This window comes from Nonomuraea guangzhouensis (genome assembly GCF_019396345.1).
Lineage (GTDB): Bacteria > Actinomycetota > Actinomycetes > Streptosporangiales > Streptosporangiaceae > Nonomuraea > Nonomuraea guangzhouensis.
Window position 1 is genome coordinate 51930 of record NZ_JAHKRM010000009.1, and the last position, 20876, is coordinate 72805.

Sequence of the window (20876 nt, forward strand, 5' to 3'; positions counted from 1 at the left end):
ATCCAAGCCCTCCTGACAGACAGGGCCCGCAGGACCCACCCGGTCCTGCGGGCCCGTCTTCATGGCGGGAGTTGCGGCTTCAGGGTCACCGGACGCGGTAGGCCCGGATGACCGTCTGCTCCACCGTGTTGCCCGCCCCGTCCACCGCCCGGGCGCGCAGCGACACGAATCCGTCGCCGGCCGGGTGGCGCAGGACGGCCGCCGACCCGTGGACCTCGGCCCTGGTCCAGGTGGCGCCGTCGTCGTAGGAGACCTCCACCGACAGCCGCCTGACGGGACGGGCGGCGCTGCCCTCCAACGGCTGAACGGTCACCGGCACCGTGAAACGCCGCCCGGACGGGGCGGAGTTCTCGGCATCGAGAGCGGGGCTGAAGCGCACGACCGACACGGGCAGCCGCGCGGGCATGTCGCTCGCGACGTGCCCGGACCGGAACGTCCACACCCCGGACACACGGGTGGACAGCGTCGCGGGTGCTCCGCGCTCGCTCTCGACGACGAGCCGATAGGCGGCCTCCTTCCCGGGCACGGTGAAGCTCGTCCTCGTCTCCGGCTGCTCGCCGACGAGGGTGCCGTCGCGGTAGAGGGCGGTCCGTTGCGTGGCCCGGGTGGAGTAGCCGAGCGCCCCTCGGCCGTCGCCGTACATGAGCAGGTCGGTCGAGATGACGTCGCCGGTGCGGCTGACGCCGTCGGCTTTCTCCGCGCCCGCCCAGGGCAGCGCGGGCGAGAAGACGCCGCGGTTCCAGGCCTCCGTGTACGCCCGCCCGGACTGGTAGACCGTGAAGGGCGAGTCGAACCGGTTGAGCCGGCCGTCGGAGCCGTACTCGAACAGGAAGCGTTGCCAGCGGATGCCGCCATCGGTGTTGACGTACTCGACCTGTTTGAACGGCGTGCCGAACGCGGTGGGAGCCAGGAAGCCGAAGACGGCGCCGTCGCGCGGCCAGGCGCGGCTGTATGCGCGGGCTTCCGCCTCGGGCAGGTGACGGGCGTAGTCGGTGTGGATGGCGGCCAGGTCGCGCTGGGCCACGCGCCGTTCGAATCCGTTGACCATGCCCCCGGAGTGGAACCAGGCCAGGCTGTAGGCGTACGGGCTGCCGACTTGGGCGGCGGCCCATCGCCCAGCGACCTTGGTACGTACGCCGGCATAGGCGCGGGCGGGGCCGAGCTGGGCGGTGAACGTCTCCTCGTAGGAGTCACCCAGCCAGCCCCAGTGACGCGTTGTTCCGTCCGCTTTCTGGTACTGGTAGACGATCTCGGCCTGCACAGGGACGGCGTCCGCGCGGGGAAGCGTCAGCGTGATCGGCTTGCCCAGCCGTGCGTCGGCATCCACGCTCTGCGACCGGTCCAGGTCGAGGCCCGGGTGGACCAGGAGCGTCCTGCTCTGGCCGTCACGGATGGTGGTCCTGATCAGCCATCGGCCCTTGGGCAGCCGCAGAGTGACCGGTCCCCCGGGGTTCTCCACGTCGATCGGCGTCTGGTCGACGTCCAGGCGGAACAGCGTCGTGTAGGCCTCGGTGGCCGGCCCGCCGTTCCTGCCGGTGAACCTGAGGGTGAGGTCGTAGCTCTCCTCCTCCTTGTCGACCCCGACCGGCGTGCTGAGGGCCAGGTCACCGTCGCCGGTCGCGACGACGTGCCCGCCGAGGAGACCGTCGGGCCCTCCGGTGCCGGTATCGGCGGTGACGACGGCCTCGGCCTGCCCGCCCGCGGGGACGGTCAGCGTGGCGGGCGCGACGCTGAAGGCCCTGTCGCCAGGCACCTCCAGACGGAGGGTCACCGGCTGCTGCTGCTGGTTGCGGTAGACGATCGTCTTGCTGACCGGCTGGTCGTCGTCGTGCGGCCACGCCTGCTTTCCGAAGCTCAGCGAGGGCGGCTCGGCCGTCACGGCCTGGCGCGTGCCGCGGTCGGCGTCCACGAGTCCCGCGCCCTGCGCGAACACCCCGATCCCGGGCAGCGGCCGGGCGGCGCTCATGAGGGCCGCCTTGAGCGTGTCGCCCTTCCAGTCGGGGTGCTCCCCCGCCAGCAGCGCCGCGACGCCGGTGACGTGCGGGGTGGCCATGGAGGTGCCGGACATGGCGACGTAGGAGCCGTCGCCGGGGCTGTCCTTGCCATGGGCGGCGGTGATGTCGACGCCGGGGGCGGTGATGTCCGGCTTGAGGCCGTCGTCGCCGGCGCGCGGCCCGCGGCTGGCGAACTCCGCCTGCTCGCCCGTCTTGCTGACGGCGCCGACCTGCAGCGCGGCGTCGGCGGTGCCGGGAGAGATGAGCGTGCGATCGGCCCCGTAGTTGCCGGCGGGGGTCACGAACAGGGTGCCGTAACGGTCGCTGAGCGTCTGTACGGCCTCCTCCAGCGGGTCGGTTCCGGGGGTGTCGGGCCCGCCGAGGCTCATGTTGACGACTCTCGCGCCTTGCTCGGCCGCCCACTGCATGCCCGCGAGGATGGCCGAGTCCGCGCAGTAGGTCGACTCGCACACCTTGCCGTCCAGCAGCGTCACGCCGGGCGCGACGCCACGGTACCTGCCGTCCGAGGCGGCGCCGCTGCCCGCGATGGTGGAGGCCACGTGCGTGCCGTGCCCGATCACGTCGCGCTCGTCCTGGATCTCGGTGAAATCGGCCCGCGCCGCGACCCGCCCGGCGAGGTCGGGATGGGTCGCGTCGATCCCGGTGTCGAGCACCGCCACCTTGACGTCGGCGCCGGTGTGCCCGCGCTCCCATGCCTGCGGCGCCCCGACCTGCTTGACGCTCACGTCGAGCGTGATCCGCCGGCGCCCGTCGAGCCAGATCTTGCCCGTCCCGCCGGCGAGCGTCTGCCACGTCCGTACGGCCTCACCCCTGCGCTGCCGTACGGCGAAGCCGCGCACCGCGGCCAGCGACCGGTACCCGCTCATCGCGCGGACGGCCGTCGCGGGACCGGAGGCCCCGGTCACGAGCAGCGGGAGCTCCTTGCGGCTGTCGTCGTACCCGAGCTCCAGCAGCCCGGTCACGTCGAACAGCCGAGGATCCAACCGTCCGGCCCGCACCAGCGGCGCGGCGTCGTCGGGTAAGACACGCAGCCGTCCCCGCGCCACGTCGGTGAGGAAGGTGACCCGCTCCCTGCCCTCGCCCGGCTCGACCGCCGCGCTCGTGGGGCCGGTCACGGTCACCTTGTCGCCGGTGATCAGCGTGACCGTACGCGCGCCGGCCTGCTCTTCGGTCTGTCCTCCGGCCTGCGCGACGGCCTGTGGCGGGGCGGTCGGCTGGACGGTCATGGCCGCAGCGAGCACGGCAACACCAGCCCACCTTGTCGTTCTTCGCACTCAATTATCCGATCATCGGGGAAATGTCACTACGTAGCTGACCGCACGAGTTTCAGCCGCGGGCGGGGCCGGTTCGCTCTGGTTCGGGGACCACGGGAGGCAGCGTGTCGGTCCACTCGGAAACTCGGACCGTGGTCGTCCCCTCCTTGTAGATCTTGCCGTCCTTGCCACTGCGGTAGCTGCGGCTGACGACGAGCGAGGTTTCGGGGTCGATGATGACCTTCAGGTCCACGCCGAGGTCGGAGATCTCCAGGCCGTCGCCGGTACGGCCCAGGCCGTCCTTCACGGTGCCGATGCTCTTCACGATGGGAATCGTGGCCAGCGCCCGGAAGGCCGCGGCGCGAACCTCCGGTGGAGCCGGCAAGTCGCCCAGCAGGTTGACCAGGGAGTTGGCCACGAACCATTCGTGTGCGGTGGGGTCCGCATCGCCGTCACCGTTGTCGACCTTGTCGGCGATCCACGCCTTCAGCGCCTCCGGATCGGTCGGCAGTCGCTCAATCTGGGAGAAGCTGACGTGGCTGTCGGCCAGGGAGAAGGTTTTGGGGCCCTTGGCCTCGTAGACGGTGTCGCCCTCGTCGGAGGGCACCCATGCCTGCCCGTCGCGCCTGACCCAGCTTTCGGAGGACTTCGTGGGAAGTGTCTTCTTGCCGGCGCGCACGCTGTGGTCGGCCTTGATATGCCAGTAGGTCCCTGAGTCAGACCTGTTCTGCGCGGTGGAGGCGGCCGCGAGCAGGATCTGAGTGCTGGACAGTCGCGTCGGCACCGCCGACGCGCTGTGGGGCGTTCCGTTCGGCGATCCGGTGGTCACCGTCACAGGCGTTCCGCTGGTGGTGACCACCACGGCCACGGCCACAGCCGCGGCCGCCGTGAGGCCCATACCTCCGGTCAGCCAAACGAAGCTCCTGCGCCTCGGTCGTGCCTGGGCGTTCTGGAGCCGGCGCCGTCCTTCGCGTACGACGGTGTCGGAGGGATCAGGCTTGTGCAGCAACTTGCTGATCATCTCCAGTTCGTTCATGGTTCGATGTCCTTCAGTTCGGTGCGGAGCTTCTTTCGGGCCCGGCTGAGCCGGGAGCCGACGGTGCCGTACGAGATCCGCAGGGTCTGCGCGATCTCCTCGTGGCTGAGCTGGCCGAGCGCCATGAGCAGCAGCACGTCCCGTTCGCCTCGGGTCAGCTTCATCAGTGCCTTGGCCAGTTGAGGCTGCAGCCGTTGGGCGCTGACCGCGTCGACCACCCGGGTCTCGTGGCTGTCGGCGTCCGGCTCGGTCCCGGTGCGAGCCAGGGCTCGGTAGTGGCGGGCCTCCTTGCTGCGGTGTCGCGCCACGAGGTTGGTGGCGATCCCGAACAGCCAGGGCCGCAGGCCGCCACGCTTGGGGTCGAACTTCTCTCTTCCGCGAAGGGCGATGAGGAAGGTCTCGGCGGCCAGGTCGTCGGCGGCCTGTACGTCCAGCCGTCCGGCGATGTACCGGTAGATGTCTCGGAAGTGCCGGTCGTAGACGGCCGAGAAAGCGGCGGGATCACGACCGGCCTGGGCGGCAAGCTGGGCATCTATGACGTCCTCGACCGCGCCGGGTCCAGGGGTCACGTGCGGGTCTCCGTCATGCGGGCACCTCTCGGGATCGGCGATACTCACCTGAACTTCTCCCAACCGCCCGATCGCTTTCCCGCATGGTGCCCGCGATGAGTTGTTCAGTGAACTCTCAGCTCAACGTCGCTCCCAAGGAGAAGGATCCGCTGATTCCGGCGCGACCGTCCGCGGCCCGTACGTCACTGGGGTGCGGTGTCGGTCAGCAGGTCGAAGGCCAGCCCGCTGGAGCGCCCGCCGCGGCCGGTGTCCCGTCGCACGGTGAGCCAGACGATCACCTGGCCGGTCCGGGTGCGGGTGCGGTTGTACGCGGCGGTCAGGCGGGTGCCCGTGAGAGGGACCTCCTCCTCGTTGACGAAGTACGAGTTCCCGGCGTCGAACCCCTCGCGGAGCAGGGCGGTCCTGGCCGGTACGGGACTGCCGTCCACCTCGCTGGGCATCGTGGCGCGCTGCAGTTGCACGCTGCGGCTGTCGCCGGGGACGTGGACCGGGACGAACGGGATCCAGTGCTCAGGGACCGAGCTCATCACCCGGTACGCGAGCGCTGCCCGAGGGTCGTCGGGCCGCGTCGGCGGGCGCAGCCGGCGGCGGAAGGCGAGGGTTTCGGCGGCGGCCTCCGCGCCGGGGCGCGGGTCGCCGGTGGGCATGCGGACGGTCTGCTCGATGCCCCACACCATGTTGGCGTTCTCGTCCCGGGCCAGCAGGACCTCTTCCAGCGCCGGGCCGTCGGTCACCTTCGGCGTCCCGGGCGGCAGCAGGAGGCCGGGCGCGTCGCCGTGGACGTACATCGACCATTGCTGCCAGTCGTGCGCGGCGCCCGCGCCGGCGGGGGTGATCCAGCGGCGGGCGCCGAACACGTCGGTCACCGCGAGCCCCTGTATGGCCGCGAACGTGCCGGTCGGGACGTCGCACGGCAGGATGTACCAGTCGTTGCTGTAGACCAGCGCGAACTCGAGGAAGATCAGCCGGGCCAGGTCGGTGCTGTCGGGGGTGACGGCGGCGAAGTTCGTACGGCCGTCCTCGACCGCCCACCAGCGTGGCAGCGGCATGCCGGTGAACCGGGCGGGCGTGGGGAACACGGTGCGGTTCAGCGCGGCGGGAGTGGCGCCCGCGCCGCCGAGCGTGTCGTCGTGGGCCGTCGAGAACGCGTGCCAGTCCAGCTCGCCGCCCGGGTACTCGGGCGCGGACAGCACCGTCTCACCGCCGGGCCCGGCCGCGGCGACCGAGAAGCGGTGCTCCAGCCGTCGCGGGTCCCAGGGGCTGACCGCGCCCGGCTGGTCGATGAGCTGGTCGAACCAGGCGATCAGGCGGGGGCCGAGGGCGTTGAGCGCGTCGCGGTCCTGCCGCCGCAGCCCGGTGATCCCGTCTGCGGCCGTTCCGCCACCCTTGACGTGCTGGTACAGCAGGTAGCCGTCCATCCGGCGGCCGGCCACGGCCTGCGTGCCCGCCCAGACCTCCGGGTGGGCCACGCGCTGGGCGTCGGCCTCGGCGTCCGGGTCGGGGAGGGTGATGCGGTAGCGGGCGACGTACTGTTTGGCGACCTCGCGGTTGTGCTGGAGCGAGGCCCGCGCCACGAGCTTCAGCCAGCGGCGGCCCAGCGACAGCCGCAGGTCGAACGAGATCGGCTCGGCCCCGAACGCGAACGGCAGCGGCCGCCGCTCCGCCACCGTCTCCAAGGGACGCCCGGCGGGTAACGCGCCCGGCGGGCTCACCGGGTCTGTGTCGGGGCGGAAGCGGGTCAGCGGGCTGGCCACCACCGAGTACGTGGCCGTCACCGGCGAGCCGCCGTCGGTGGCGCGGAACTCGCCGAGCTGCCACTGCCGCGCCAGCAGCCACAGCGGGTCACGGACCTCGGCACGCAGCGCCCTGCCGAAGTCGGTGGTACGGGGACGCCCCTCCAGGCGGTTCCACAGGCCCACCGTCGGGAAGTCCCGATGGGCCAGCGCCGCGGGGAGGTCGGCGATTCGGGGCTCACTCATGGTCGGCCTTCCATCGTGCGTTGGCGACGGCGAGATCGGTGCTGATGGTGATGGGCTGGCGGGTGGCGGACAGGAGGGTCGCGGGCAGCAGTTGGGCGTACCCGGTGCCGTCGAGCTGCGAGGGCTCCACCAGCCGCGTACGCGCCAGGTCGAACGTCTCGGTGACCGCCGCGACGAGGTCCTCGGCCCGCCACGACCCGGTGGTCACGGGCGGCACGACCAGCAGCATGCTCTGCGGCGGCTCGGAGTCGGGGCTGTCGGCGTGCACGGCGATGCCGGTCGTCTCCCGGTCGGTGGGCAGCACCTCGGTCCACTCGTCGAACAGCAGGCCGCTGGCGGGCCCAGACCCGTCGGGCGGGTCGTCGGCGTAGTGCGCGGTGAACAGCAGCCGGTCCTGGTCGATCGTGGCGCCCGACGCGAGCTCCATGGCCAGCCAGTGGTCGCCGTTCACGAGCGGCAACTGGATCGGCCGCAGCCGCGGCTCCCGGTCCTCGATGTCCTCGAGGTCGTCGTTCCTGAGCGCGTCGCTGAGCAGCGTCACCCGCTCCCACAACCGCGGCATCTCCCGTACGCGGGCCAGGCCGTGCAGCCAGTCGTCGACGGGGAAGTCCCGCGAGATCGGCGCCCGGGTGAGGTGCCTGACCAGGTCGTCGCTGTCGTCGAACGCGTCATGCAGGTCGTCGCCGAGACCCTTCGGCAGCGTGTACTCCGGTACGACCAGCGCGTCCGGGCCGAGCAGCGCCCGCAGCGCCTCGATGGTCGCCTTCGCGCGGTCGGGCGCGGTGACGGCGTTGTCGGCGCTGGTCAGCGCGGCGGTGGCGGCGGCGAGGCGGGCGGTGATCTCCTCGCACAGCGCCCGCGTCCTGGACAGCAGCTCCGCGCCGAACGCGACGACCTTGTCCAGCGCCGGGGTCAGGTCCAGCCCTGCCGGGTCGAGTCCGCTCAGCGGCAGCAGGTCGCCGACCTCCTCCAGCAGCTCGCTCAGCTTCGTACGGTCGGTCCTGGCGACGTCCTCCAGATCGTCCTGGCGCCGGGCGAAGATGTCGCGCCGGCGCCCGATGGCGTCGCGGAACCGGTCGGGCCGGTCCGGCGGGTCGGGGTCGGGCGTGGTCGTGAGCAGCGGCTCCACCTCGTGCAACCTGCGGAAACGCTCGTCGTCCGGGGTGCGCCTGGGCAGTGCGTCGTAGGCGGCCAGCAGCGCGTCGGCCTTCGCGAGCGTGCGTCCCATCCGGGCCGCCGTCACGGCGACGGCCGCCAGCACCTCGGAGAACACGCCGCGCCGCCAGGCGGTCACCTCGCCCCAGCCGCTGCGCACCATGCCGAACCCCGCCGCGGTGGTGACCAGCCGGGCGTAGCGGGTCAGCAGCGTGTCGATGTCCTCCACGATGTCGCCGCGCCGCGGCTGCGCGGGAGCGGGCGGGTACAGCCGGACGAGGTCGCGCAGCAGGTCGTCCACGTCGTCGCCGAGGTCGTCGAGCGACTCGCGGACCGCGACCGGGCGCTGCCTGGGCACCGACACGGCGTCGTCCAGCGTACGGTCGAGCGTGACGGGACCGGAGGCGGGCACCAGGTCGGTCGGCTTGAGCGGCCGACCCGTGGTCAGCAGCGTGCGCAGCGCGGCGATCAGCGGCGACAGCTCGAAGAAGGTGACCTTGCCGTTGACACGGTCGGTGTAGCGGATGGTGAGCTCGGCGTCCGGGCGCGGGTCCTCCCTGTTCACGACGACGCCGATGATCCGGTCGTCCAGGTCGGTCATCGCCGCCTGGTCGGTCGGCCGTACCGTCCACAGCAGGTCGATCGGCGCGAGGTCGACGTCGTCCTGGGTGACCACGCTCTCGTGAGCACGGCCGTTGACCGGGTCGGTCCAGGTGACGCGCGCGGCGACGGATTCGTCCCGCGGCAGCAGGCTCGGCAGCCAGTCGTCCACGGCCGGTTCCGCCTGCGCGCGGGGAGTGTCGCCGTTCCCGGGGTGCAGCCCTGCCTTCAGCCGCAGCCCGAACCGGTGGGTGAGCGTGGTGCCGCTGCGCGGCGACCTGACCACCTCGGGCTCGGGCGGCAGCCCTTCCTTGGCGTAGGCGTCGAGGGTCGCGGAGGCGCGCTCGGGGTTGCCGCCCAGCGCCTGGTGCGTGGCCTCGGCGACGGCGAGGTCGGCGACCGCGTCGTTGGCGGCCAGCAGCCGGTCGGCCTCCTCGCTGATCGCGTTGGTCTGATCGGGGTCCGCCTCCGGCAGACCCCTGAGGCCGAACGGGTACGTGCGCGACGCGCCGTTCCTGGTCAGATGGCGGGCTAGGGCCAGGCCGTCGATCACGTTGCGCGCCTCGACCTGCCCGATCTCGTCAGGCTTGTCCTGATCGGCATCCACAGACTGCGGGATCTTGCCCGACCGCAGCGGGAAGGCCAGCCTGAGCCCTCCGATGAACTTGTCCACCTCGGCCTGGCTGCTCCGGTCGTGCAGGCCACGCTCGAACCGGTAGCCCAGCATCGCGCCCAGCGACTGGCCGCGCCGCATCCCGTCGAGGATCGACAGCGCGAGCCTGACCCGGTCCGCGCTGAGATTGACCGCGAAGGGGCCCGGGTTCTGCCGGTCGGCGTTGGCGACGTACCCGGCCCGCAGGACGGCCGCCGTACGGGCGTGGCCGGGCGACGGCGCGTGCACGAAGCCCTCGTTCTCCGGGTCGTGCAGCAGCGGCTGGGCACCGGTGAAGACCTGGGCGAGCGGGCCGGTGAGCGTGACGGGCTCCAGGTCGGCGGCGTGCGGCCGTACGTTCTCCAGGTAGCCGTACGCCCCCAGGTGCAGCCCCGGCCGGGCGGTGCCGTCGGGCGCGAACCGCAGTTCGGCGAGCCGTTCGGTGGCCAGGCCCAGCCGCCACGCGTCCAGCCGGTACGTGGCCAGGTCGAGGTGCTCGGCCAGCAGCCGTTCCAGGCGGGCGGTCGGCAGGGTGGCCAGGACGTCCAGCGCGCGGGCCTGGTCGGCGAGCGCCGCCGTCGGGCCCGGCTGGTCCGGCGCCTGCTTGCTCAGCGCCGACGGGATGAAGTTGACCAGGAGCTGGTCGGGGCTGCCCGTGACCAGCGGGGCGGGCGAGTACAGCAGCCGGAAGCGGCTCTCGCTGGTGGCGTCCTCTCCGGGCCCGGGCAGGTGCACGTGGATGAACGGCGGATCGACAGGCGGCCCGGTCGGCTGGCCGGCCGCGGTGGTGAGCGCGCGGGCGGCCTCGTCCCAGCCGAGCAGGATCGCGTGCCGCAGCAGCAGGTACAGCAGCGTCGCCGGACGCTGCCCCTCCGCGAAGCCCGACTCCAGCCGGATGCCGTTCAGGCTGGTCCGGGCCAGCGCGGCCAGCCACGTCAGATAGTCGCGCCCGTCGGTGGTGTACGGCCGGATGCGGGCGGTCTCCGACAGCGGCCGGTCGTCCACCAGCGGCGCCAGCATCGGCTGGTGGAAGTCGGTGAACAGCCGCCGCAGCAGGTCAGGGTCCCGGCCGGGGCCGGTGTTTGCCCCGAACCGGCTGAGCAGGGCGCGCACGGGGGCGGCCAGCCCGAGCTGCTCCACCGTGGACACGACGGTGGCGCCGAGCCCGGCGAGGTTCTCCCGGTTGAACAGGTCCTCGAGGCTCTGCGCGTACCGCTGGTGGTACTCGGCCGACGTCGGGTGCAGCGCGACCAGGTCGAGCAGTTGCTGGTGCGCGTCGCTCGCGCCGTCGGCCAGGTGCGGCACCTGAGCGGCGGCGGCGGCCCAGTCCTTGCCCGCCTCGGTGAGGACGCGGTTGAGCGCCCGCCGGTGCCCCGCGGAGTCCGGGAAGGCGAGCCGGGAGAAGGCTGTGGTGGGCAGGATCCCGTACGGCTGCCGCCCGATCTTCACCACGGGCAGCGGGCCACGGCCGGAGACGTACTTCTGGAAGAAGTCGCGGGTCTTGGCGACGGCGTCCGGGCCGAGCAGCGGGTGCAGAGCCGTCTGCAGGAAGGAGCCCCACGTCGCCGGCCACAGCGCGGTGTTGGCCGCGCGGGCGTCGCGCTGGTCCGTTCCGTCCGCGTTCGGCATGCCGGACAGGACGCCGGGGTCGATGCCGAGCAGGTCGGTGAGCTGCCTGCCGTCGGTCCTCGTCGTCCAGTCCTGCGCCGCCGCGGCGGCGATCCCCAGGGAGGAGCGCAGCGCGGCGGCGGCCTCGTCCTCCTCGTCCTGACCGGCCGGCCGGACATCGGAGTTGTTGGTCGGCGTGCCCTGCGGCAGCAGGGCGAACCCGTCCGGGCCGCGCAGGTGGCGCTTGATCAGCTCGGTGAGGTCGGCGGCCGTCTGCGTGGGCGCCGCCTGCTCGCGCAGGCCCAGCACGACGAGCCGTTCCACTCCCCCGCGGATCTCGTCGGTGAGCGGGATCCGCACGCCCATGCCGACGGCCACGGCCCGGTCGAAGTCGACGAGCCAGCGCAGCGCGTCCGGCACGTGCAGGACGCCGGTCTGCTCGTTGACGGAGATCTGGTCGCCGGAGCCCGGGTCCGGGCTCACCGCGAGCGTGGCCGGCACCGTGGCGCCGGTCACCGACGCCACCTGGCGGGTGCCGTTGAACCCGAGCACCTGGAACCGGCCGGGCAGCAGGCCGGCCTTGGCGCCCTGCGTCCAGGCGTCCGTCGCCGTCGTACCGGTGTCGGGCGGCTTCATCACCAGGAACGCGACGATCACGTTGTCGGTCGGGCTCGTCAGCGCGCCGTCCAGCCCGAACGGCCGGTTGGCGCGGATGGTGTTCGCCCGGGCGGTTCCGACTGCGGCGACCAGCGCGGCGTCGGCCTGGCGCAGCCGCAGCCGGTCGCCGTGCGCCCGCCACACCGCGCTCCAGTAGACGATCGACGGCTGCCGGTTGTTGGCGGCCGGGGCCGCGGCGGACCGGATGACCAGCACCACGGCGTCGTCGGCCGCCCCGGTGGGCTCTTCGGCCGGGTTCGCCGGGGTACGGCCGCGCAGCAGCCACGCCGCGCGGCCCGGCGGTATCCGGGTGGCCAGTTCCTGCCAGGCGGCCTGAAGCCGCGCGGCCCGGCCGCCGGCCGCCCAGCGGGCCGTCCAGTACGCGTCGATCGCGGTGATCTCGGCGTCGGTGGGCTTGGACTCGAACTTGTCCACGGCCCACTCGTCCGGGAAGATCCGGACCAGCAGTTCCGTGGCGGTGAACCGGGTCTCGACCCGCACCGGCGCGAGCAGAACCGGGAACGCGTCGCTGAGCGCGGTCATCGCGGCACCATTTCCTGAGCGTGGACGGCGACCATGACGGGCACCTGGAGGAGGATGTAGGCGAGGTCGGCCGAACCCAGGCCGCTGAACCACAACGGCAGGTTCTCGTCCTCGTCGTGCTGTTCGAGCTTGCCCGCGTCGTCGGATCCGTCCAGCCCGGCCAGCGGCACGGTGACGGCGGGGTCGAGCGTGAGGAACCCGTGTCCCGCGGGGTCGACGTCGCTCCAGGTCAGGTCGTTCCAGACCTCGATGGGCCCGGCGGGCGCGCCGGGGTCCCGGTCGTCCAGGCCGAAGCGGGGGTCGCCCGGACGTTCCTTCAGCACGAAGAACCAGCCGGGGTCGTCGGGACCGCCGATCGCCTGGTCGGCGGTGAGGGCGAACCCGATCAGGTAGATGTCCGGGTCCACGGTGGCCTCGAAGCGGGGAAGCTGGATCTGCTCGGTCATCGGCTGACCGGTGATCGTGACCAGGCGGCGCTGCTGCGACTTGTCGGGCAGGCCGTCAGGGCCGGGCGGCCATTCGGCCCGGTGCGCGTAGATGGCGGTGGTCGGGTACTTCTTGAGCAGTTCGCCCCTGACGACCAGGACGATCCCGTCGTGCGGGTTGGCGTTCTCCCCGAGCCTGGCCGTCAGCGGCCAGCGGTGCATCGGCGGGATGTCGTAGTCGCGCTCCCGGCGGTCCGCGGGCGACACCCCGGGCTCCGGCAGGGCGGTGACCGGATCCCAGAACTGGCGGAACGGGGTGCCGCGCTGGTCGGTCGGGAACTCCCGCCACAGCATCTCGCGGGCCATCTCGTGGTTGAGCCCGGCCATGTACGACTCGATGAACTCGTGGTTGTTGTCCAGGAGCGTCAGCGTGTTCTGCGGCAGCAGGTTCAGGTTCGGCACGAACGCGTCGAGCGAGCTGTCGAGCAGCGCCCGGAACATCGGCGTGTCGAACACCGGGTACGCCATGGCCTCGGTGAACGCCTCCGCGAACGGCCGCAGGCGCTCCGGGAGGCTGACGGAGCCGTCCAGCAGCGCGCGCGGCACGGTCGTGTCGGAGCGCAGGCCGGTGAGCGTGGCCGTCGTGGTGGTGGTCAGGTCGAGCGCGTTCGGCGGCGGGGTCCGGCCGACCGCCACACCGGCGTCGATCGCCTGGTGCAGCTCGCGCAGCGCGGTCTTGAACCGGGTCGCCTCGGTGCTGTCGGCGGTGCCGGGGTGCGGGGTGACCGGGTCGCCGGGCGCGCGGAGCACGAAGTCGGGGCTGTGCGCGAGGACGTCCACCGGGTCCGTGCCGGGCGGCCGCTCGGGGTGGAGCGCGGCGTTGACGTCGGCCGGGGTGACCAGCGCGCCTGGAGTGATCTTGACCGGGGCGGCGACGACCGGCGTGACCGGGTCGTCCATGCGGAACAGCAGGCCGTCCGCCCGCCGCCCCTCCGGGAAGTCCAGCGAGCGCATCAGCCGCGAGCCGGGGCGGATGATCCGCCGCATGGCGGGCGAGACGGGCGCGGCGGCGATCCGGCTGCCGGCCACGTGGAACCCGACGGCGACCTCGCTGTCCTGCCCCGCCACCAGCGAGTTCGCGGCGGTGACGGGGGTGGTGACCCGGGAGTGGGCCGGGGCGGTGAGGGTGAGCGCGCGTCCCGAAGGGGCGGCGGCCGCCGCGGTCCGCGCCGTGCCCGCCGGCAGTTCGAGGTGGCGGGTCTGGAGCGCGTGGCCGACCTCGCGGGCGAGCTGGGCGGCCCGGATCCGGCCGTTGGCCGCCAGCACGTCGCCGACCTGCGCCCAGGCGGCCGCCATCAGCTCCTCGTCGTGGTCCTTCACCACCTGCGCGCCGAGGTTGGCGGCGACGCGGAAGCGCGGGTCCAGGTTCAGCCGGTGTATCCAGTTGTGGCTCTCCTCCGTGGACACCGGTGTGTCGTCCCTGCCGAACAGCAGGCGCGGGGTGAGCGCGTGCCACCGGCCGTACAGGGGCGGGGTGACGATCGGGTCCGGTCCCGACGTGCGGTGCTGGAAGTCGTCGGCCAGGTTGATGAGCCGGGCCAGCTTCTGCTCGAACGGGTGCGGGTAGAGCGGGGACGGCGACGGCGGGTCGGCGAAGTGGTCCCAGTTCTCCCTCGGGTCGACGCTCTCCGGCACGCGTAACGCGCCGCCGAGCGGCAGCACGCCGCCCTGGTCGGGGATGCCACCCAGGTCGAAGCCGGGGTCGGCGTGCACGTCGATCTCCCGGATGCCCACCCGGGCGTCGGCTCGGCGGGGCTGCAACTGACGTACGAGGAACTCGAAGTCTCCGGCCGTACCGGTGCGGAACGCCCACCGGTGGTAGTACGGCATGCGGTTGCCGACCGGGCGGTTGGCGTACGGCGGGCCCCAGCTCGAGTACAGCGCGCCCGGCGCTCCGGCCGGGTCGAAGCCGAGTCCGGCCAGCCGCCCGGTCTCGAAGGCCGGCACCAGGAACGCCTCGTACGCGGTCTCAGGCCGCAGGTGGCGCGGGCAGATCAGCCGCGAGCAGGCGCTGTCCGGGTCGGCGGTCAGCACCGTGTCCAGGGCGGTGAGCGGGCCGGCCGTGCTGTCGGTGACGACCGGACCCGCGAGCGAGCCGTTCACGTGGACGTGCGCCCAGGCGCCGAGCTGGTCGGCGGGCGGCATCGTACGGACCGGGTCGATGATGTCGATGGCGGGCAGCGGGTCCGTGCCGGGGCCGTCGGCGAACTCGGTGCCGGCGGCCAGCACCACCAGGGCGAGCCACGGGGTGAGGCGCGCGGTCGACGGGCCGGACGGCGCGGGGCTGTAGCGCCAGGCGAAGTCCTCCTCCACGAACTCGATGTGCGCGAGGAAGTTCGGCTCCACGTTGGCGGTGCCGGGCCGCGGCTCGGTCCGCGAGATCGCCCGCGGGTCCACGCCGACCACGTCGCCCGGCCCGTACAACTGCACGGGACGCCCGGCGTCGTGGGTGATCGTGCCGCCGTCGAGCCCCTCGCCGGAGACGGTGAGCGGGATCTGGACGCTGGCCCGCGCGGCCGTGCCCGGGTCCGCCGTGATCCGGGTGTTGATCCCGGCACGCAACCACGGCAGGAAGGTGTAGGCGTTGGCGGTCACGAGGTCTCCCCGAACACCTCGGAGGTCGCGGTGAGCTCGACGGCGGCCGGGTCGGCGGCGGCCAGCCCGGCGCGGGCGACGCCGCCCGCGACCAGCACCCTGTCGTCGTCCAGCACGACGGCCGCGAACGACCAGCGGCCCGTCACCAGGCCCGGCACGGACGCCCACGCGTCACCCGTGACGTCGTAGGCCAGCACGCTGCGGAAACCTGACTCGTCGCGGTCGCCCGACGCGCCGCCCGCGACCATGACCTGGCCGCCGGGCAGCAGGACGGCGCGGTGCAGCGCGCGCCCTGAGGGCATCGCGGTCACCTCCGTCCACTTGCCGGTGTCCAGGTCGAACACCTCGGCCGTGCGCCGGCTGAACGGGTCGTACGGCGCGGTGCCCGGCGAGCCCGGCGCGGTGCCGCCGGTGATGAGCACGCTGGTGTCCGACAGCCGGACCGCGCGGTGGTGTCTGCGGGCGCTGATCAGGCTGCCTGTGGGCGTCCACCTGTCGCGTGCCTGGTCGTACAGCTCGCAGAACGCCAGCGCCGGGTCGTCGGGGGCGCCGACCGGCGCGGTGCCGCCCGCGACCAGGACGATTCCGCCGTGCAGCGGTACGGCCGTGTGGGCAGTGCGCGCGTCGCTCATGGAGCCCGCGGAGCGCCACTTCTCCTTGCCGGGGTCGAACCGCTCGGCCGAGCGCAGCGCGACCGTGCCGCCCGAGGGGCGCGACGCGCTGCCGCCGGCGATCAGGACGCTGCCGTCGTCCAGCAGGGTCGCGCTGTGTCCCCATCGGGGGGCGATGAGGCCGCCGGTCGGGGTCCAGTGTCCCGTCGCCGGGTTGTACAGCTCGGCGGAGCCCTGTTCCGTGCTGCCGTTCAGGCCGCCGACGGCGAGCACGCGGCCGTCGGCCAGGCGGGTGAGCGAGTGCAGCCGCCGTGGCGTGCCCATCGGGTCGGCCCGGTCCCAAGTGTCGTGATCGGTTCCCTGCTTCTTGCCGAACAGGGCCGCGTCGGCGAGCGAGCCGCCCGCCGCGTCGGCGCCGCCGGCCACCAGCACGGTGCCGTCGGCGAGTAGCACCGGCCCGTCGTGCTGGCCGTGCCAGGCGGCGGGGGTAGGCAGGTCGCCTGCGGTTTTCCAGGTTCCGGCGGGTGGCTCGGTGGCTTTTGGCATGATGGTCAGTCCTTCGTCAGTCATGGAATCAGCACCTCGCCGGTGCCTGTGGGGTCGGTGCCGGCCACGCCCGCGGCGGCCAGCACCCGGTCGTCGGGCAGTTCGGCGACGGCGTGGGCACTACGGCCCAGGAGCAGGCCGCCCAGCGTGCGCCAGGTCCCGGACCGGGGGTCGTAGGAGATGACGGACCGGAAGCCCGCGCTCCGCTCGGGCGCGCCGGTGCCGCCGGTCACCAGCACCTCGCCGGAGCGCAGCGAGATCGCGCGGTGGCCGGAGCGGCCGCCGTCTGGCATCGGCCGCGCCGGGCTCCAGACCTCGCTGACCGGGTCGTACAGCTCGGCGCTCGCGAGGCTGTGCGGGTCCAGCGTGCCGTCGGCGGCCACGACCGGGTCGCCGCCGGTCACCAGCACCCGGTGGTCGGCCAGCAGGACGGCCTGGTGCCCGGCCCGCGCCGTGCCGAGGCTGCCGGTGGTGCTCCACTCCCCGTCGGCCGGGTCGAACACCTCGCAGTAGGCCAGCGGCTCGGCGCGGTCCGCGCCGGTGGGGAGCAGGCCGCCGGTGACCAGGACCCGGCCGTCGTCCAGCAGGACCGCCTGGTGGCCGGTGCGGGCGCTGCTCAGCGTGCCCGTGGTGCTCCACGTGGCGGTCGCCGGGTCGTACAGTTCGGCGGACGCGAGCGCGCCGTCCTCCTGCCCGTCCCGCGCACCGCTGCCGCCGGCCACCAGCACCCGGCCGTCGCCCAGCACCGTGGCCGAGTGCCCGTGGCGGGCGACGGCCATGCCGGCAGCCGGGGTCCACCGGCCCGCGGCCGGGTCGAACAGCTCGGCGGACGCGAGCGGCGCGTGCCCGCCGCCCTGCCCGCCGGTGACGAGCACGCGGCCGTCTTGCAGGCGCGTGGTGGCGTGCCTGCGGCGCGCGGCCCCGAGCGCGGGCCCGGTGGCCCACGAGTCGCCCGCCGGGTCGAACAACTGGGTGACCTGGATGGGCGAGCCGTCGGGGGCGGTGCCCCCGGCGATCAGGACGCGGCCGTTCTGCAGCGGCACGAGATCCACCTCGGACACCGGTGTGGGAAGCACGCCCGCGGGCGACCAAGTGCCGGGCACGCCCGGCGTGACGGCCGCCTCGGCCGCGGGAATCACGTGCAGTTGCCCGGCGAGGTTCGGGTCGAGCGTCACGAATCCGGCGAGCGCGTCCTCGGCCGTCGCGCGGCTGCGGAACGTCGAGGGCACCCGGCGCGTGGTCGTGCCCGGGCGGCTCGGGGGGAAGGCCTGGCGGTTGCTCTTCACGTACGCGACCACGAACCGCTGCTCGTCGACCCGCACGGTGTCCTCGGCCAGGAACGGCTGCCGCTGCCTGGCCTGCCGGGCCGAGAGCCCCGACCGGCTGGTGCTCGAACCGCGCAGCAGTTCGTCGAACACCGGCTCGCTGACGCTGTGGAAGCGCTGCACCGGCGCGCCGGTGGCGGCCGCGAGCGCTACTCCGGCCGGTTGCGCGGCGGCGCTGTCGATCAGGTGCAGCTCGAACCGGACCGCGCGCCGCACGACCCGGGCGGTCGCGAGATTGCCCTGGTCGGAGGTGAGTTCCAGCCCGGCGTCCTGCGTCTCGAACGAGGGCCGCGACAGCTTGGCCGCGTCGGACATCTTCTGGAACTGGGCCATCGCGAACTTCTCGCCGGTTACCGATTTCTCGGCGAACCCGCCGTTCTCCGGCGTGGTGAGGCTGAAGCGCCGCCCGTCGGTGATCGGCTGCCCGCCGACCTGGTCCACCCGGACGCCCAGCGGCAGCGCCCGCTGCCGCACGACGAGCGTGCCGAGCGGGTGCAGCACCAGGTCGTCGCCCGCCGGGAGGCTGCGCAGGGATACCAGCGTACGGACGCCGCCTCCCGGCAGCCTGGTCTCCCAGCTCTCGTTCTTGGCGATCTCCGAGACCAGCAGCGGCAGCCCGAGAACCGTCGGCACGAACAGCGCCAGCTCCTCGCCGAAGGAGAAGTCGAAGTCGGCGGAGATGGAGAAGAACAGGAAGCCGATCGAGCCGCGCCCGTGCACCCGCCACGGCGCCGGGCCCTCCAGCGTGAGGTCCAGGCTGAGGCTGAACACGCCGACCCCGAACGCCTTGAGCGAGACGTGCCCCGAGCTGTGCGCCTTGTACCGGAACGGGTCGCGGTTGATCAGCCCGTCGAGGGTGAGATGGCCCTCGACCCCGAACGAGCTGAACCCCAGCCGCACCTCGACACCGCCGCCGAACTGCACGGTGTTGGGGGTGAGCGCGAAGTAGCCGGTCACCCGGATGAGCTGCCTGCCCCGGTTGAGCAGGTCCACCGCGAGCCGGGCCGGCGTGGGGAAGGGCAGCGGCGGCGGCCGGAAACCGGGATGGAAGCCGCCGATGGTCACGATCAGCTCGCGGTCGCCGCTCCAGGCCACCAGCAGGCCCATCCCGCCCTCGACGGTCATCCCCACGATGCGCGACTCGACGAGCTTGGCGAAGAACCACAGCCGTCCCTTGTCCCGCTCCAGCGCGCCGAGGAACTGGGCCTGCAGGAGCAGCAGCGGGTCCTCGGGAGAGGGCAGCGCGGCCCGTACGACGCCGAGGATCGCGATGTTGCCCGGCACCTCGATGATCAGTCCGACCGAGGCGGTGATGAGGGGCGGCGTGCCCCACCCGATCTTGGCCATCGGGCCGATGAGGAACGTTCCCTGCTGGGCGGGGAAGAAGCGGCCGAGGTCGGACAGGATCCGCGGCGCGTTCGCGACCACGTCCTTCGGGAACGCGACCGAGTCGATCGCCCCGGTCCGCACGCCCTCGATGAGCGCCTGCAGGTCCATCCTGCGGTTGAGTCCCAGGAGCCCGCCGACGGCCAGCAGCGTGAATCCGGCGCCGAGCTGGATGCCGGAAGGGAACTCCGCGGTGAGCACGATGAGCAGCGAGAAGCCCGGCGAGCCGTCCGGCTGGCGGGTGGTGATGAGCCCGATGCCCCTGACCGCGAGGAAGTCGGCGATCTCCAGTTCCATCGCGCCGGCGTACTCGCCGCGGTCGGGGTCGAAGGACAGGAACCCGCCGCCGGACACGCCGTTCGCGCTGATCTTCAGCCCGACCCCGGTGGGCGGCTTGAAGCCGACGTCGAGATCGAGGGCGCCGTCCTCGCGCGACAGCTTGATCACCGCTCCCATCCTGTCGGCCACGGCCGCGATCGGGCCGAGCCGGGCGCCGACCGTGCCGGACACCTCCAGGGCGACCCCGTCGTCGGTCAGGCGCAGGCCGAGGTGGAGCGAGCGGATCTCCGCCGGGCCGACCTGGAGGTCGACCGGAATGTCGGCCTCGACCCCGCCCGTGCCGCGGAAGCGCAGCCCGGTCGCGCTCGACCAGGACAGTCCCACGTCGGCGTCGAGCTCGATGGAGCCGAACGGCAGGATCGTCCCGAGGAAGCCGTCCGCGTCCGCCAGGTTCAGCACGATCTTGCCGCCGTCGACGGCGGCCTCCAGCACCAGCTCGCCCTCGGCGCGGCCGGCGGCGGCGTTCCAGTCGAGGTCCGCCCCGCCCGTGATGCGCAGGGAGCGCGCCTCGACGCGGGAACTGCCCGCGGTGCCGAGGATGACCAGCGGCGGGCCGCCGGCGGCGGGCGGCGCCTGGACGCCGAACCGCACCGAGCCGCGCACCTCTCCGGACGGCGGCACGACCCGCAGGTCGGCGGGCGGCAGCAGCTCGACGGCCGCCCCGGCCTCCATCGCCGCGTCGGACGTCGCGACCAGCGCCACGGAGTCGTTGACCGGCACGACGAGCTCGAGATGGTCCTTGGCGTCGAGCCGCAGGGTGGCCGCCACGCCGGGGATCTGGTCATCGGTCCTGCCGATGTCCACGCCGACGACCCGCAGGAACGGCGGCGGCCCCGGCTGCGGGAAGGCGAAGTGCGACACCGTGGTGAGGAAGATCGACAGGCGCTGGAGCAGCAGGTCCCAGTCGAAGTCCGGGCCGCCCCAGCGGTAGAGCTCGGTCAGGGTGCCGACGGGGTCGCGCAGGAAGCCGCTCAGCCGGTCCAGGCGCAGCACCCGGCGCACGTGCGTGGGCGCCGCGGGGGTCGCGGCGATCGGGGTCGACTCCAGGACGCCGATCAGCTCCAGCACGTTCGCCACGATCGGCTTCCTGTCCTGGAGGTAGGTGATCAGCGCGAAGCCGAACAGCCGCTCCGCCAGCTCACCGGCGAACGCCTCCACCTCGGCCCGGTTCGGCCCGGCCGCCGCCGCGGCCGCCCGGATCGCGCCGGCCACCACGCCGACCGCGTCGGCCACGGTCGTGACCAGCTTGCCGATCGCGGCCACGCTCTCCGCGATCCGGTCCGCGTCCTCGGCCTCGATCGCCGCGGCCAGGTCGGACAGCGAGCGGGGCAGCCCGCTCAGCGCCGTGGCGGCGCCTTCCACGGCGGTGCGTACGGGTTGCGCGGCCAGCACGACGCCGGGCGCCGGCAGGCCGATCTCGGCGAACAGCAGCGGGATCTCGTCACCGCGCAGCCGCTGCTCCAGAGGGGCGAACGCCTTGCCCACCTCGAGCAGCAAAGATTCGACGGACAATGCCATCGCG

At 73.3% G+C, this 20876-nt stretch carries 8 protein-coding genes; all 8 read right to left on the bottom strand.

Annotated elements, in window-relative coordinates:
* Positions 1–85: 85 nt before the first annotated feature.
* The 8 genes from KME78_RS19475 to KME78_RS19510 all read right to left on the bottom strand — a co-directional run bounded on the left by KME78_RS19475 (position 86) and on the right by KME78_RS19510 (position 20872).
* A complete protein-coding gene (locus KME78_RS19475; RefSeq protein ID WP_219530518.1) occupies positions 86–3256 on the bottom strand; it encodes a S8 family serine peptidase in 3171 nt (1056 codons plus the stop codon).
* Between the two features lie 85 nt (positions 3257–3341).
* A complete protein-coding gene (locus tag KME78_RS19480; protein WP_219530519.1) occupies positions 3342–4304 on the bottom strand; it encodes a CU044_5270 family protein in 963 nt (320 codons plus the stop codon).
* On the bottom strand, positions 4301–4873 hold the full coding sequence (locus KME78_RS19485) for an RNA polymerase sigma factor (protein WP_219530520.1): 573 nt from the start codon (positions 4871–4873) through the stop codon (positions 4301–4303). Before KME78_RS19485 ends, KME78_RS19480 begins: the two co-directional genes overlap by 4 nt.
* A gap of 182 nt (positions 4874–5055) precedes the next feature.
* Positions 5056–6852 carry a hypothetical protein gene (locus KME78_RS19490; protein WP_219530521.1) on the bottom strand — a complete coding sequence of 599 codons (1797 nt, stop codon included), beginning with the start codon at positions 6850–6852 and terminating at the stop codon, positions 5056–5058.
* Positions 6845–12067, bottom strand: a complete 5223-nt coding sequence (locus KME78_RS19495; RefSeq protein WP_219530522.1) for a hypothetical protein — start codon at positions 12065–12067, stop codon at positions 6845–6847. Before KME78_RS19495 ends, KME78_RS19490 begins: the two co-directional genes overlap by 8 nt.
* On the bottom strand, positions 12064–15147 hold the full coding sequence (locus KME78_RS19500; protein WP_219530523.1) for a hypothetical protein: 3084 nt from the start codon (positions 15145–15147) through the stop codon (positions 12064–12066). Before KME78_RS19500 ends, KME78_RS19495 begins: the two co-directional genes overlap by 4 nt.
* Positions 15144–16328, bottom strand: a complete 1185-nt coding sequence (locus KME78_RS19505) for a Kelch repeat-containing protein (protein ID WP_219530524.1) — start codon at positions 16326–16328, stop codon at positions 15144–15146. The genes KME78_RS19500 and KME78_RS19505 overlap by 4 nt, the downstream gene beginning before the upstream one ends.
* Complete coding sequence (locus tag KME78_RS19510; protein ID WP_219530525.1) at positions 16325–20872, bottom strand: kelch repeat-containing protein; 4548 nt, start codon at positions 20870–20872, stop codon at positions 16325–16327. The genes KME78_RS19505 and KME78_RS19510 overlap by 4 nt, the downstream gene beginning before the upstream one ends.
* Positions 20873–20876 lie beyond the last annotated feature (4 nt).

What these genes read in the sequence shown, in the direction of transcription:
- KME78_RS19505 (WP_219530524.1), bottom strand. Translation starts at nt 16,328, where the DNA reads ATGACTGACGAAGGACTGACCATCATGCCAAAAGCCACCGAGCCACCC.
- KME78_RS19490 (WP_219530521.1), bottom strand. Translation starts at nt 6,852, where the DNA reads ATGAGTGAGCCCCGAATCGCCGACCTCCCCGCGGCGCTGGCCCATCGG.
- KME78_RS19495 (WP_219530522.1), bottom strand. Translation starts at nt 12,067, where the DNA reads ATGACCGCGCTCAGCGACGCGTTCCCGGTTCTGCTCGCGCCGGTGCGG.
- KME78_RS19480 (WP_219530519.1), bottom strand. Translation starts at nt 4,304, where the DNA reads ATGAACGAACTGGAGATGATCAGCAAGTTGCTGCACAAGCCTGATCCC.
- KME78_RS19510 (WP_219530525.1), bottom strand. Translation starts at nt 20,872, where the DNA reads ATGGCATTGTCCGTCGAATCTTTGCTGCTCGAGGTGGGCAAGGCGTTC.